The sequence below is a fragment of the Xenophilus arseniciresistens genome (genome assembly GCF_028023875.1).
Taxonomy (GTDB): Bacteria; Pseudomonadota; Gammaproteobacteria; order Burkholderiales; family Burkholderiaceae_C; genus Xenophilus; species Xenophilus arseniciresistens.
The window spans coordinates 967,620-980,419 of the sequence record NZ_JAQIPB010000001.1; the positions used below are offsets into that span (position 1 = coordinate 967,620).

Here is a 12,800-nt window from a genome sequence, read left to right on the forward strand (position 1 = left end):
ATGCCTTCCCCGCTTTCGCGCGCCGCCCGTGCGGCCGTGCATCGCCCCACCCCGCGCGCCACGGCGCTGGCCGTCGGGCTGGCGCTGGCCGCCGGCCTGGGCCAGCCGCTGGTGGCTGGCGCACAAAGCGCCGCCGTGGCGCAAAGCTTCAATGTGCCGGCCGGCTCGCTGGCGCAGGCACTGACGCGCTTTGCGCAGCAGGCCAACGTGGCGCTGGCGCTGGACGCCGGCCGCGTGCAGGGCCTGCAAAGCAACGGCCTGCAGGGCAGCCACAGCGTGGACCAGGGCTTTGCCCAACTGCTGCGCGGCTCGGGCCTGGCCGCGCAGCGAGGCAGTGCCGGCTACACGCTGGTGCCCGCCCCGGCCGCGGGTGTGGCGCCCGAAACCGTGCGCCCCGCGGCACCGACCGCCGCCACCTTGGCGGCCGTCACCGTCTCTGCCGCTGCCGAGCGCAGCGCCACCACCGAAGGCACGGGCTCCTACACCACGCGCCAGACCAACACCGCCACGCGTCTGGCCCTGGCCCCGCGCGAGACGCCCCAGTCGGTCAGCGTGATCACGCGCCAGCGCATCGAGGACCAGGGCCTGACGCAACTGACCGACGTGATCACCCAGACGCCCGGCCTGGTCCTGGCGCAGGGCGGCAACACAGGCAGCGACACCTCGCCCATCTACTCGCGCGGCTTCGGTGTGGACACCTACATGGTCGACGGCGTGCGCCAGCTCAACTCGGGCTACACCGACATGTTCCAGACCTACGACGTGGCCACGGTGGACCGCGTGGAGGTGCTGCGCGGCGCCAGCGGCCTGATCAACGGCGTGGGCACGCCCGGCGCAGCCATCAACCTGATCCGCAAGCGCCCCACCAGCGCCTTCCAGGCCACGGTGCGCGGCGAGCTGGGCTCCTGGGCCCATCGCCGGGCCGAGGTGGACATCTCCACCCCGCTCAACGACGCCGGCAACGTGCGCGGCCGGCTGGTGGCGGCGGCGCAGAAGAACAACGCGTACATAGCCCGCCTGAAGGAAGAGCGCCAGGCGCTGTATGGCGTGGTGGAAGCCGACATCACGCGCGACACGCGCATGCATGCGGGCCTGTCGTACCAGCGCTTCGAAGCCACGGGCCATGCGCGCGGCGGCCTGCCGGCCTATTTCAGCGATGGCACGCGCACGCGCTGGGACGTCTCCGATTCCGCAGCCGCCGACTGGGGCACCTCGTACCGCCGCTATGCCAGCCTGTTCGCAGGCGTGGAGCATCAGCTGGCACCGGACTGGAGCATCAAGGGCACGGTGATCCGCGCCTGGTCCATCTATGACGAAGTGCTGGGCTACGGCAGCGGCGGCAACCCCAACCGCTTCACGGGCGCCGGCGCATCGATCTGGGCCGGCCGCTGGAGTTCGGACCCGCGCCAGGACACCATCGATGTGCAGGTCAACGGCAAGTTCGATCTGCTGGGCCGCAAGCACGACCTGGTCTTTGGCGCCGACGCCTCGCGCTCGACCTACAACACGCCCAACTACACCAACTGGACGCACGCCGGCTGGAGCGGCGCCATCCCCAACATCTACACCTGGAACGGCAGCTACCCGCTGGCCCCCTACAACCCCGCCGTGGGCTCGGGCACCTCGGACGAGCGCCTGAACAGCGTCTACGGCACCTTGCGCTTCAAGCCGCTGGATTCGCTGGCCGTGCTGGCCGGCGCGCGCGTGACCGACTGGAGCCGCGCGCAGAGCACCACCACCTATCGCACCGGCCGCACCACCTACAACGACCGCCGCGAAACCGGCGAGGTCACGCCCTACGCCGCCATCGTGTGGGACTTCGCGCGCGACTGGAGCACCTACGCGAGCTACACCGACATCTTCAAGCCCCAGAACAACAAGACCCTCAACGGCGACTTCCTGGACCCGCAAACCGGCGCCAGCTACGAGCTGGGCATCAAGGGCAGCCTGCTGGACGAGCGCCTGAACGTGAGCGCGGCCATCTACAAGGCCAAGCAGGACAACCTGGCCGTGGCGATCGTGCCGCAGACCTTCGCCCCCGACGGATCGACGGCCTATGAGGCCAAGTCCGGCACCAGCACGCGCGGCTTCGAGTTCGAGGTCAATGGCGAGGTGCGGCCCGGCTGGCAGCTGTCAGCCGGCTTTGCACGCAACATGACGCGCGACCGCACCGGCGCGCGCCTGCGCACCGAGGTGCCGCAGAACACCTTCAAGCTGGCCACCAGCTACCGCATTGCCGGCGTGGGCAACGGGCTGACAGTGGGCGGCGCGCTGCGCTGGCAAAGCGAGATCTACAGCGACAACCAGGGCCCGGCGCGCGTGCGCTTCGTGCAGCCTTCCTACGCCGTGACGGACCTGTTCCTCAAGTACGCCTTCACGCCGCGCCTGCTGGCCACCTTCAACGTCAACAACGTGTTCGACAAGCGCTACTACGCGACCACGGGCAACAGCTACTACGGCACGCCGCGGCAGTTCCGCTTGGGCCTCGAAGCAAGGTTCTAGGGCGCCCCGCGTCCTCAGCTGAGCCCGCTGACCGGCAAGGCCGCGCCGTGCACGGCCCTGGCCTCGGGCGAGGCCAGGAAGCGGATCACGCTGGCCAGGTCTTCGGGCGCGACCCAGCGCGCGGGGTCGGCCTGGGGCATGTCGGCCCGGTTGGGCGGCGTGTCGATGATGGTGGGCAGCACGCAGTTCACGTTGATGCCCTGCTCGCGCAGCTCGGCCGACATGGCTTCGGTCAGGCGGATCACCGCGCTCTTGGACGCCGCATAGGCGCCCATCCTGGCGCCGCCGCGCAGGGCCGCGAAAGCGGCCACGTTGACGATCTTCCCGCCGCCCTGGCGCAGCATCTGCGGCACCACGGCCTGGGCCGTGTGCACCAGCGAGCGCGCGTTCAGGTCGAAGAGGAAGTCCCAGGTCTGGGCACTGGTTTCATGCACGGCCTCGCCCATGCGGAAGCCGCCAGCCAGGTTGCACAGCACGTCGATGCGGCCAAAACGCGCCACGGCCTGCTGCACGGCCGCCTGCACCTGCTCGGCCTGGCCCAGGTCGGCGGCCAGCCACAGCGGCGCGGCGCCGGCCGGCGCTTCGGGTTCGGCGGGCACGCTGCGGTCCAGCAACACCAGCTGCGCGCCGGTTTGGGCAAAGCTTTTGGCCACCGCGCGGCCCAGATGGCCGGCCGCGCCGGTGATCATGACGACGGAAGAAGGGTTCGAGTTCATGGTCTGCAGGTATCGAAATCAAGGCTGTGCGGCAGCGGCCAGTCGGTCGGCCAGGCCGGCCATTTCAACGTCATTGGCCGACAGGCCCGAGGCGTCATGCGTGGTCAGGGTGATCCTGACGCGGTTGTAGACGTTGAACCACTCGGGGTGGTGGTTCATGCGCTCGGCCGCCATCGCGATCTGCGTCATGAAGGCAAAAGCCTGGGAGAAATCGGCGAACCGGAATTCGCGGCTGATCAGGCCGCCGCGTTCCTCGCTGTGCTGCCAGTGCGGTGCGCGCGCCAGAAAGGTCTGGAGTTCGGCTTCTGAGAGTTTTTTTGGGATCGTCATGTGGGGAGCCCATGCCGGGGGATGCGGATCAAGGCCTGAATCCTAGGCAAGTGCGGCGCCTCATTCCTGCAAATGGGTGCTTCATCCCCACCTGTGGCGCAGGAATCCGGCGCCACCTCAGGCCCGACCGCAATCGATGCGCGCTCTGCGGCACGCAGGGCCGGTCATGCAGCCAGCAGGGTGGCGGCCCAGGCCGGCAGGGGCGTCACCTGGGGCTGGGCCACGCCCGCACGGCAGACCGCCACCAGCCGGTGCGTGCCGGCTTCGACCACTTCGGAGTCATACAGCAGCGCCAGCGGCACCTGGCGCACGGCTTGCGCCAACAGCGCCAGGGTGCGCGGGTAGCGCGCCAGCACCCGGTCGTCGGGCACGGCATGGCCGCCTTCGGCCACGCGCTGGCGCACGCGCGCCAGAAGCCGCTGCGGCTCATCGAGTGCCACCACGATCAGCACCACCAGAAAGCCCGCGGCCTGGGCCTCGGCAATCAGGGCCAGCTTGGAAGGGTGCGAGAACACCGTCTCGCTCACGAAGGAGCGCCGCTCGCCCAGCAAGGCCGTGCGCCGCTGTTCGGCCCAGACGCGGGCCGCTTCCGAGCGGGCCTGGGGTTCGGGGATGTGCTGCAGGTGCGCGGCCTCGTGCAGGTCGGCGTTGATGAATTCAAGTCCGGGCGCCAGCGTGCCGTTGGCGGCCAGGGCTTTGTAGAGCGTGCTCTTGCCCGCGCCGTTGGGCCCGGCCAGCAGGTAGAAGACCGGACGCTCGGCCGGCGGCGGCACCGCGCGCAGGGTGCGCCTGGGGCGCCGCGCCCGTTCGGGCTCGCTCAAGCCGGCGCCTTGGCCGGGGTGGCGCCGCGTCGGTTCTGGGCCACGGCCTCACGCACGCGCTGGGCCAGGCTGCCGTCGGCCTCGACGGCCAAAAAGCGCGCGGCGATGGCGTCCACCTGCAGCACATCGGCCGGGGCCTTCTGCGCCTCCTGGGCTTCGTGCGCCTCGATCGCGGCACGTGCCTCCTGCACGCTCAGCCCGGTGCTTTCGACGATCTGGCCCAGCGTGGCCCAGTACTCGATCTGGCTGGCCACCGAACGGCGCAGCGGCTGCGCCGACTGGCGGGCGCGGTCCACCAGCGCGACGGGCAGTTTGACGGAGGCAAAGGTGGAAGAGGATGCGGGCATGGCAGACTCCTTTTTGGCGCATTTTGCGCCATTTCGCGTGAATCTGCCAAACCCGCGTGCACTCAGTCCATCAGCGCCAGCGGCCCGTAGTCGCCCACCTTGTCGCCCAGCCCGGCGGCCACGAGCTGCACGCCGCTCGTGATGGCCGGCAGCTTGCCGTTGACCTGGGCCTGCAGGCGCGGCAGCAGCCAGTCGCGGTTGTGCCAGAACACGCTGCCGCCCAGGCTCACGCACTGCAGGTCCAGCGTCGCTATCAGGTTGTAGAGCAGCCGGCCCATCACGCGCACCAGGCCCTCGGCGATGTCCAGCGCGGCCTTGTCGCCCTGCGAGACGGCCGCGAACAGCTGGGCGGCCGTGCGGCCGAAGCGGCGTTCGATGGAGTTGCCCGCGATCAGGCCCTCCACGTCGCCGCGGTTGCCGCAGCCGCACAGCGCGTCGTGGTTGTCGTCATCGGCCACGAAGCTGTGGCCCGCATGGCCGGCGTTGCCGTTCTTGCCGGCCAGCGCATGGCCGTCCACGCAAAGGCCCACGCCCACGCCGGTGCTCCAGGTCACGTAGGCGCAGTGATCCAGGCCCTGCAGCGCGCCCCAGCGGCGCTCGGCCTCGAGCGCGGCGACGGCGTCGTTGGCCACGCGCACCTGCCTGAAATGCTGGCGCAGCGGCGCCTCCAGCGCGGCCGTGACCCAGTCGTTGGGCAGCCCGCGCGAGACGCCGGCCATGCCGCCGCAGATGTTGGGCGTGGTGAGTTCCACGCAGCCGCCGTTGAGCACGAAGGGGCCCGGCGCCGCCACGCCCACGCCGGTGAGCGATTCGCGCCTGACGCCCTGCGCCGCGCAGGCGGCATCGATCAGCCGCAGCACCTGCTGCGCCACTGCGTCGTTCGCGCCCTCCTTGGCGGTGGGCTCGGTGTGGCGGTGCAGCAGTTCGCGGCTGCCGGTTTCGGCCAGGCTCACGGCCACCTTGGTGCCACCGATATCGACACAGGCTTTCATCGTGCGGGGTTTCCTTGCGTTGTTCAGAAGTCAGAGCAGGCGCGCAATGCCGGCCGCGATCATGCTCAGCACCACGGTACTGGCCAGCGGCAACTGCCACAGTCGGCCAAAGGCGCGAAATTCGAAATCGCCGGGCAGCCTGCCGAAGCCGAGCTTGCGCAGCCAGCCCGTGAGCCCCTGCATCAGCAGCAGGGCCAGCGCGACGACCAGCAGCCAGCGCAGCATCAGTTTCTTTGCTGCAAAACGGCCAGCGCGGCCCGGTGCAGCTCGGGCGTGGCGGCGGCAATCACGCGGCAGTCGGGCACCAGGCCCAGCGGGCGGCCTTCCCAATCGGTGACCACGCCGCCCGCGGCCTCGATGACGCCGGCCGGGCCGAGGTAGTCATAGGGCTGCAGGCCCGTTTCGACCACCAGGTCGATGGTGCCGCCGGCCAGTTGCGCATAGCCGTAGCAGTCGCCGCCGAAGCGGCGCATCGCGCACTGGCGGCTCAGCGTATCGAAGGCCTGCCAGTCGGCGGCATTGAAGATGTCGGGCGAGGTGGTGACGATGCGGGCCTGCGCGATCTCGGTGGTGGCGCGCGTGCGCACGCGCTGGCCGTTGCGCGTGGCCACGCCGTCGAAGCCGATCCAGCGCTCGCCCAGCACGGGCATGTCGATCATGCCCAGCGTCACACGGCCGGCCTCCAGCGCGGCGATCAAGGTGCCCCACAGCGGCGAGCCGGTGATGAAGCTGCGCGTGCCGTCGATGGGGTCCAGCACCCAGACGCGTTCGGCGTCGAGGCGCTCCTGGCCGTGCTCCTCGCCGTAGATGCCGTCGGCCGCGGCCTGGGCGGCCAGCACGGCGCGCATGGCCGTCTCGGCGGCGCGGTCGGCCATCGTGACGGGGCTTTCATCCGCCTTGGTGATGACCTCCAGCGGCTGGCGGAACCAGGCCATCGATTGCGCGGCGGCGGCATCGGCCAGGGCGTGGGCGGTGTGCAGAAGGTCGGAGGCAGATGTGTTCAAGGCGATGCGGTGCAGATCGGGATGCACCGATTAGACCCGAGCCCATGCCCCAAAGGGCGTGCCCGAACATTCGGGCGCCTTCCCCTCTCTTTTTCAGTAGCGGCTGCCGGTCACGGCGCTGCCGACGTTGGCAACCTTGTCCGTGAAACCGCCGAACTTCATCGCGTCCCAATTCCAGGTGGGAACCTTGACGCCAGGCAGATGCTTGATCCGGTCGGCCTCGCCATCGGCGCAACCCTTGAGGCCCCACACCACCGAGGCGGCGGACACCTTGGAGGTCGGGTTCGCCGGGTTGTGGCGCATCCACTTTTCCGTGGTCTCGGTCTGTTGCGCGAGGAACTTGACGCCGTCATAGCCCATGACCATCGCGTCCATCTGATCGCGACTGACGGTGCCGGTGCTGACCATGAAGCGCGCGAAGAGGTAGTGCTCTGCCGCAGCGACCGATTCATGGGTCGAGACACCCGGGGTTTGCCTGTAGCGCTGGATCTCGCGGAAGGCGACTTCGTTGACCTTGATCGGATCCGGTTCCGACGACGCGCGAGCCTGGTAATGGGCAATGAGCTGAAACACCTGTACGTGATCTACGGCCATGTCTGACTTTCCTGGGTTAAGAAAGCGACCGTTTATAGAAATGTGTCCCGCCGGACACCATCTCCCGAAGGTGATGGCGCCGGTCATGAGGTCTAGGCCCCCTCAGAGCGTGTGGCTGCGATCGCCGTGCGAAAAGCCGATCGGCTCCCAGGGCTCGCCGGCCGCCAGGCCGAGCACCTTGAAGAGTTCGCCCATCTCGTGCTCGTGCACCAGCCGGGCGGCCAGCGTGCGTTCGGCCAGGGTGGCGGCGTCCAGGCGCGGGCCCAGGCCGCAATTGAAGAGGAAGCGCGCCTGGCTGGTGTAGCCCAGCACCGCGAGGCCTGCGTCCTGCGCCGCGAGCGCGATGCCGGTGAAGTCGACGTGCGCCGTGATGTCCTTGTCGCCCACGGCCACCAGCGGGTTCGAATCGGACTGGTGTGCCTGATGGCACATCACGGTGCCCATGTGGCGCTGCGGGTGGTAGTACTCGGCCTCGGGGAAGCCGTAGTCGATCAGGAAGGCCGCGCCGCGCGCCAGCCGCTCGGCCAGCGTGGCGACCCAGGCGCGCGCCTGCGGGTGGATCTCGGTCAGGTAGTCCTGCGGGCCGTCGATCTCCAGCGGCGGGCGCAGGTCGGTGGGGCGGTCTTCCCAGGCCAGGTCAGCGGCGCCCACCGGGCGGACCACACCACGCTCGTGCCAGACCCCGCGCACGCGGTGCAGCAGCTTCACGGGCATGGCGTCCAGCACCTCGTTGCCCACCACCACGCCTTCGATGCGCTGGGGCAGTTCGCTGACCCAGCGCACCTTCTCGCCCCAGGCCGCGAGCCGCTCGCGCTGGCGCTCGCGCAGCGCGCCCGAGAGGTCGACGATGGTGTAGCGCCGCAGGCCATCGCCCAGGGCTCCCAGCAGTTGCGCGGCCAGCGCACCGCTGCCGGCGCCGAATTCCCAGACCTCGTCGGTGCCGCTGTGGGCCAGGGCCTCCTGCACCTGCACGGCCAGGGTCTGGCCGAAGAGTTCGGAAAGCTCGGGCGCGGTCACGAAGTCGCTGCCCGAGCCGGGCAGGTGGCCGAACTTGCGGCTGCCGTGTGCGTAGTAGCCGGCGCCGGGGGCGTACAGCGCCAGCGCCATGAACTGGTCGAAGGGCAGCCAGCCGTCGTGCCGCGCCAGGGCGGCGTCGATAATCCGCGCCATCGCGTCCGAGGGCGTGGCATCAGGGGAGGCGCCTTGCGCGCCGGGCTCCAGAGTCATCGCCGCATTATCGAAGCGCCGGTCCGCCCTCTGGCGCGCCGCACCTTTTCCTTCCATTGCACCCATCCATGAACGCTCCCCCTTCCCCGCAGCGTGCCGTGCTCGTGACGGGCGGCGCCCGGCGGCTCGGCGCCGCCATCTGCGAAGCCTTCGCGCGCGCGGGCTGGCAGGTGTGGTGCCAGTACCGCGCCTCGGGCGACGAGGCCCGAAGCCTCGTTCAGCGCCTGCGCGCCGAAGGCCATGCCATCGAGGCCGTGGCAGCCGACATCACCACGGCGCAGGGCCGCCAGGCGCTGATGCAGCAGGTGACGGCGCAGGGGCCGCTGCACGCGGTGGTGAACAACGCCTCGGCCTTCGAGGCCGATACGGGCGCGGACTTCGACGAGGCCGCGGCGATGGCGCAGATCGGCGTGAACCTGATCGCGCCGCTGGACCTTGCACGCCAGTTGGCAGCCCAGCCCGGCAGCCACGAGTGCTGCGCCATCCACGTGCTGGACCAGAAGGTCTACAACCTCAATCCCGACTATTTCTCCTACACCGTCTCCAAGCTCGCGCTGGAACGCGCGGTGGCGCTGCAGGCCCAATCGCTGGCGCCGCGGCTGCGCGTGTGCGGCGTGGCGCCGGGCATCCTCTATGCCAGCGGGCCGCAGGCCGAAGACAACTTCGCGGTGGCCGCCCACGCCAACCTGCTGCGCCGCCCCATCGACCCGGCCGACGTGGCCGCCACCTGCCTGTTCATGGCCCAAACCCCCAGCCTGACGGGCAGCACGGTCTGCGTCGACAATGGGCAGCACCTCGTGCCGCTGCCGCGCGACATCATGTTCGTGACCGACGAACTGCTCAAGAAACACCTGCCTTCATGACCGCCCCCGACCCGCTCCTGGCGAACTGCCGCCGTCTCTTCCTGCGCGACTACGAGGTGTGGATCAACATCGGCGTGCACGAATTCGAAAAGCGCGCCGAGCAGCGCGTGATCATCAACGTGGACCTGTGGGTGCCGCTGGCGCTGTCCACGCCCAGGGCCGACGAGCTCGAAGAAGTGGTGGACTACGACTTCATCCGCCGCACCATCGCGCAGCGCCTGTCCAAGGGCCACATCCACCTGCAGGAAACGCTGTGCGACGAGCTGCTGACGCAGCTGCTGGACCACCCCAAGGTGCAGGCCGTGCGCCTTTCCACCGCCAAGCCCGACGTGTACCCCGATTGCGCAGCCGTGGGCGTGGAAGTCTTCAGGAGCAAATGAGCATCATGAGTGCCGTCTGGAACGACGAAGCCGACGCAGCGCCCGCGGGCACGGCCAACAGCGCCAAGATCGAGCGCGAGGCCCACAAGCTCGAAAAGCGCCTGTGCCGCGAGGTGGGCCGTGCGATCAGCGACTTCAACATGATCGAGGCCGGCGACAAGGTGATGGTGTGCCTGTCGGGCGGCAAGGACAGCTACGGGATGCTGGACATCCTGCTCAAGCTCAAGGCCCGCGCGCCGGTGCACTTCGACCTGATCGCGGTCAACCTCGACCAGAAGCAGCCCGGCTTTCCCGAAGACGTGCTGCCGGCCTACCTGAAGCAGGTGGGCGTGCCCTTCCACATCGAGGAACAGGACACCTACAGCATCGTCAAGCGCGTGGTGCCCGAAGGCAAGACCACCTGCGGCCTGTGCTCGCGGCTGCGCCGCGGCATCCTCTACCGCGTGGCCGATGAGCTGGGCGCCACCAAGATCGCGCTGGGCCACCACCGCGACGACATCCTGGCCACCTTCTTCCTCAACATGTTCTTCGCGGCCAAGCTCAAGGCCATGCCGCCCAAGTTGGTGAGCGACGACGGCAGGCATGTGGTGATCCGCCCGCTGGCCTATGTGGCCGAGAAGGACCTGGTCCGCTGGGCGCAGCACCGCGGCTTTCCGATCATTCCGTGCAACCTGTGCGGCAGCCAGGAAAACCTGCAGCGCCAGGTGGTGGGCGACATGCTGCGCGACTGGGAGCGCAAGCACCCGGGCCGCATCGAGAACATGTTCAGCGCGCTGCAGAACATCGCGCCCTCGCACCTGCTCGATGGAACCCTGCACGATTTCAAGGGTCTCAAGCCCACCGGCGTGGCCGACGAGAACGGCGACAAGGCCTTCGACCCGCCGGAGTTGCCGCCTTCCTCGCCTGCCGCCGGCCTGCCGGCACTGCAGGTGGTGAAGATCGGCTGATCGCCGCACCAGCCCGCCAGGCGCGCGCACCGCGCACCCCAGCCAGCGCTGAAGACGGCCCCGGCGCCCTGCACCACGCGTGCGTGCGAGGCGCCAGACCTGGATGCCAGCCATGCGTTCGCTCAAGATCCTTTGCCTTCTGGCGGTCTTCACCGCCCTCTCGGGCTGCGCCACCTCCTGGGTGGTGGACAGCGAGGTCAACAGCCATTCCAGGCTGCAGGGCTTCGCGCCCGGCGCCAGCTATCGCTTCGAGCGCCTGCCCTCGCAGACCGAATCCGAGCGCGCGCGCCAGGCCCAGACCGAGCTCGAAGCCATGGCCGCGCCGGCGCTGGCCGCGGCCGGCCTGCGCCAGGACGAAGCCGCCGCCCGCTACAGCGTGCAGGTCAACGCGCGCGTGATGCGCGTGGCCTCGCCCTGGGACGACCCGTGGATGCGCGACGGCTGGGGCCCGCGCTGGGGCGGCCCCTGGTACCCCGGTTGGGGCTGGCACGGCAGCGTCTGGTACGGCGGCGGCTGGAACGACCCCTTCTTCGGCCCGCCGCGCCAACCCTGGTACTTGCGCGAAGTCAGCCTGGTGATGCGCGAGCTGCCCGGCAACACGGTGGTCTATGAGACCCGCGCGCGCCACGACGGCCCCTACAACATCAGCCAGCATGTGCTGCCGGTGATGTTCAGCGCGGCGCTGCAGGGCTTTCCGAACCCGCCCGCGGGCGACAGGCGCGTGGACATTCCGCTGGGCGGCCCCAAGCCCGCCGGCAAGCCCTGAAATCTGTTGCCAGTCGTAACTTTAGAATGACCCGATGCAGGTGACCCGACTCCTAGCCGTGCGCCACGGCGAGACTGCGTGGAACGCCGATGGCCGCATCCAGGGCCATCTGGACATTCCGCTCAACGAACAAGGGCTCTGGCAGGCCGGCCGCGCAGGCGCCGCCCTGGCGGACGAAAGCATCGGCGCCATCTACGCCAGCGACCTCCAGCGGGCCTGGCAGACGGCGCAGGCCATTGCCCAGGCGCAGCCCCAGCCCCCCATCGTGCAGGCCGATGTCCGGCTGCGCGAGCGCGCCTTCGGCGAGTTCGAGGGCCGCAGCTTCGCGCAGATCGAAACCGAGCTGCCCGAGGACGCCCGCCGCTGGCGCCAGCGCGACCCCGAATTCACCCCGCCGGGCGGCGGCGAGAGCCTGATCCAGTTCCGCGAACGCGTGGTGCCGGCGGCGGCCGAACTCGCGGCCCGCCACCCGGGTCAGCTGGTGCTGCTGGTGGCCCACGGCGGCGTGATGGACCTGCTCTATCGCGCCGCCACCGCGCAGGAGCTGCAGGCGCCGCGCAGCTGGCAGCTGGGCAATGCGACGGTCAACCGCCTGCTGTGGACGCCGCAGGGCTTCAGCCTCGTGGGCTGGAACGACGACGCCCACCTGCAACAGGGCACGGTGCTGGACGAGTCCACGAGCTGAGCCCGGCCCGCGCTGGCGGTTGAGGCCAGTGGGCAGCTTCTAAAATGCGCGGTTGCCAGCCTCTGGATGAACCCCATGAACCGCTGCCCCACGCATCAAAACCCCCTCTTCCACAAAGTCCGGCCGCACCTGCTGCTGGCACTTGCACTGGCCCTGGCCGCAGTGCTGCTGCCCCTGCAGGCCCGCGCCCAGGACATCGCCGCGCAAGTGCAGACCCAGAACGAAGCCGCGCTGGGTGGGCGCAACTTCCCTGTGGGCACCCTGCGCGGGCGCATGGCCTTCGGTGTGTTCCCTGAAGTGGAACTCGATGGCAAGGCGGAGCGCCTCGCCCCGGGCGCGCGCATCCGCGATCCGCGCAACCTGCTGGTGGTGCCCAGCGCGGTGGGCGGCCAGTACCTGGCCGTGAACTACCGCCGCGACGCGGCCGGCATGGTCAACGACGTGTGGATCCTCACGCCCGACGAAGCCAGCGGCGCGCGCGCGTCGGCCGGCGGCGCGCCCTTCCTGAACTTCTGGCCCTTCATTTCGCGCGGCGCCAACGAGTAAGGCCTGCGCCAGCGCGCGCAGCCATTGCCACTTTCTCCTTTTTTTGCCAGCGCGGCCTGTTCAGGCCCCGCGGCCCACGA

Annotated in this window: 16 protein-coding genes; 7 read left to right on the top strand and 9 right to left on the bottom strand. The window is 69.8% G+C overall.

Annotated elements, in window-relative coordinates; all coding sequences use genetic code 11:
* The gene (locus PGB34_RS04370; RefSeq protein ID WP_271426833.1) at positions 1 to 2,502 is read left to right on the top strand and encodes a TonB-dependent siderophore receptor; all 2,502 of its coding nucleotides are present in this window, start codon (positions 1 to 3) and stop codon (positions 2,500 to 2,502) included.
* A 14-nt stretch (positions 2,503 to 2,516) separates the two neighbouring features.
* Here PGB34_RS04370 and PGB34_RS04375 read toward each other — a convergent pair whose 3' ends face one another.
* From PGB34_RS04375 to PGB34_RS04415, 9 genes are all read right to left on the bottom strand, one after another.
* Entirely contained in the window at positions 2,517 to 3,218 is a 702-nt protein-coding gene (locus PGB34_RS04375; protein ID WP_271426834.1) for an SDR family NAD(P)-dependent oxidoreductase, read from the bottom strand.
* Between the two features lie 18 nt (positions 3,219 to 3,236).
* Complete coding sequence (locus tag PGB34_RS04380) at positions 3,237 to 3,542, bottom strand: 4a-hydroxytetrahydrobiopterin dehydratase (protein ID WP_271426905.1); 306 nt, start codon at positions 3,540 to 3,542, stop codon at positions 3,237 to 3,239.
* A 170-nt stretch (positions 3,543 to 3,712) separates the two neighbouring features.
* Entirely contained in the window at positions 3,713 to 4,369 is a 657-nt protein-coding gene (locus tag PGB34_RS04385; protein WP_333909008.1) for a zeta toxin family protein, read from the bottom strand.
* The gene (locus PGB34_RS04390; RefSeq protein WP_271426835.1) at positions 4,366 to 4,716 is read right to left on the bottom strand and encodes a TA system antitoxin ParD family protein; all 351 of its coding nucleotides are present in this window, start codon (positions 4,714 to 4,716) and stop codon (positions 4,366 to 4,368) included. Before PGB34_RS04390 ends, PGB34_RS04385 begins: the two co-directional genes overlap by 4 nt.
* 62 nt (positions 4,717 to 4,778) lie before the next feature.
* Positions 4,779 to 5,708, bottom strand: a complete 930-nt coding sequence (locus PGB34_RS04395) for an ROK family protein (protein WP_271426836.1) — start codon at positions 5,706 to 5,708, stop codon at positions 4,779 to 4,781.
* Positions 5,709 to 5,738: 30 nt separating this feature from the next.
* Positions 5,739 to 5,933, bottom strand: a complete 195-nt coding sequence (locus tag PGB34_RS04400; RefSeq protein ID WP_271426837.1) for a DUF2905 domain-containing protein — start codon at positions 5,931 to 5,933, stop codon at positions 5,739 to 5,741.
* Positions 5,933 to 6,712, bottom strand: a complete 780-nt coding sequence (locus tag PGB34_RS04405; protein WP_271426838.1) for an inositol monophosphatase family protein — start codon at positions 6,710 to 6,712, stop codon at positions 5,933 to 5,935. Before PGB34_RS04405 ends, PGB34_RS04400 begins: the two co-directional genes overlap by 1 nt.
* Positions 6,713 to 6,805: 93 nt before the next feature.
* Positions 6,806 to 7,306, bottom strand: coding sequence for a hypothetical protein (locus tag PGB34_RS04410; RefSeq protein ID WP_271426839.1), 501 nt, complete (start codon positions 7,304 to 7,306; stop codon positions 6,806 to 6,808).
* 102 nt (positions 7,307 to 7,408) lie between these two features.
* Positions 7,409 to 8,476 (bottom strand): class I SAM-dependent methyltransferase, encoded by a 1,068-nt coding sequence (locus PGB34_RS04415; protein WP_408647829.1) that lies wholly within the window; start codon positions 8,474 to 8,476, stop codon positions 7,409 to 7,411.
* Between the two features lie 125 nt (positions 8,477 to 8,601).
* On the opposite strand from PGB34_RS04415, the gene PGB34_RS04420 reads away from it, so the two are divergent.
* The 6 genes from PGB34_RS04420 to PGB34_RS04445 all read left to right on the top strand — a co-directional run bounded on the left by PGB34_RS04420 (position 8,602) and on the right by PGB34_RS04445 (position 12,720).
* Complete coding sequence (locus tag PGB34_RS04420) at positions 8,602 to 9,396, top strand: SDR family oxidoreductase (RefSeq protein WP_271426841.1); 795 nt, start codon at positions 8,602 to 8,604, stop codon at positions 9,394 to 9,396.
* Positions 9,393 to 9,776, top strand: coding sequence for a dihydroneopterin aldolase (locus PGB34_RS04425; RefSeq protein WP_271426842.1), 384 nt, complete (start codon positions 9,393 to 9,395; stop codon positions 9,774 to 9,776). Before PGB34_RS04420 ends, PGB34_RS04425 begins: the two co-directional genes overlap by 4 nt.
* 5 nt (positions 9,777 to 9,781) lie before the next feature.
* Positions 9,782 to 10,723: a tRNA 2-thiocytidine(32) synthetase TtcA gene (gene ttcA, locus PGB34_RS04430; RefSeq protein WP_271426843.1), complete on the top strand. Its 942-nt coding sequence runs from the start codon at positions 9,782 to 9,784 to the stop codon at positions 10,721 to 10,723.
* Between the two features lie 112 nt (positions 10,724 to 10,835).
* Entirely contained in the window at positions 10,836 to 11,489 is a 654-nt protein-coding gene (locus PGB34_RS04435) for a DUF4136 domain-containing protein (RefSeq protein ID WP_271426844.1), read from the top strand.
* A 34-nt stretch (positions 11,490 to 11,523) separates the two neighbouring features.
* Complete coding sequence (locus tag PGB34_RS04440) at positions 11,524 to 12,174, top strand: histidine phosphatase family protein (RefSeq protein ID WP_271426845.1); 651 nt, start codon at positions 11,524 to 11,526, stop codon at positions 12,172 to 12,174.
* A 75-nt stretch (positions 12,175 to 12,249) separates the two neighbouring features.
* Positions 12,250 to 12,720 (top strand): hypothetical protein, encoded by a 471-nt coding sequence (locus PGB34_RS04445; protein ID WP_271426846.1) that lies wholly within the window; start codon positions 12,250 to 12,252, stop codon positions 12,718 to 12,720.
* The last annotated feature ends 80 nt before the right edge of the window (positions 12,721 to 12,800 follow it).

Coding starts and splice junctions, on each gene's coding strand:
- PGB34_RS04370 (WP_271426833.1), top strand. CDS start 1: ATGCCTTCCCCGCTTTCGCGCGCCGCCCGTGCGGCCGTGCATCGCCCC.
- PGB34_RS04375 (WP_271426834.1), bottom strand. CDS start 3,218: ATGAACTCGAACCCTTCTTCCGTCGTCATGATCACCGGCGCGGCCGGC.
- PGB34_RS04390 (WP_271426835.1), bottom strand. CDS start 4,716: ATGCCCGCATCCTCTTCCACCTTTGCCTCCGTCAAACTGCCCGTCGCG.
- PGB34_RS04395 (WP_271426836.1), bottom strand. CDS start 5,708: ATGAAAGCCTGTGTCGATATCGGTGGCACCAAGGTGGCCGTGAGCCTG.
- PGB34_RS04400 (WP_271426837.1), bottom strand. CDS start 5,933: ATGCTGCGCTGGCTGCTGGTCGTCGCGCTGGCCCTGCTGCTGATGCAG.
- PGB34_RS04410 (WP_271426839.1), bottom strand. CDS start 7,306: ATGGCCGTAGATCACGTACAGGTGTTTCAGCTCATTGCCCATTACCAG.
- PGB34_RS04415 (WP_408647829.1), bottom strand. CDS start 8,476: ATGGCGCGGATTATCGACGCCGCCCTGGCGCGGCACGACGGCTGGCTG.
- PGB34_RS04420 (WP_271426841.1), top strand. CDS start 8,602: ATGAACGCTCCCCCTTCCCCGCAGCGTGCCGTGCTCGTGACGGGCGGC.
- PGB34_RS04425 (WP_271426842.1), top strand. CDS start 9,393: ATGACCGCCCCCGACCCGCTCCTGGCGAACTGCCGCCGTCTCTTCCTG.
- ttcA (WP_271426843.1), top strand. CDS start 9,782: ATGAGTGCCGTCTGGAACGACGAAGCCGACGCAGCGCCCGCGGGCACG.
- PGB34_RS04435 (WP_271426844.1), top strand. CDS start 10,836: ATGCGTTCGCTCAAGATCCTTTGCCTTCTGGCGGTCTTCACCGCCCTC.
- PGB34_RS04440 (WP_271426845.1), top strand. CDS start 11,524: ATGCAGGTGACCCGACTCCTAGCCGTGCGCCACGGCGAGACTGCGTGG.
- PGB34_RS04445 (WP_271426846.1), top strand. CDS start 12,250: ATGAACCGCTGCCCCACGCATCAAAACCCCCTCTTCCACAAAGTCCGG.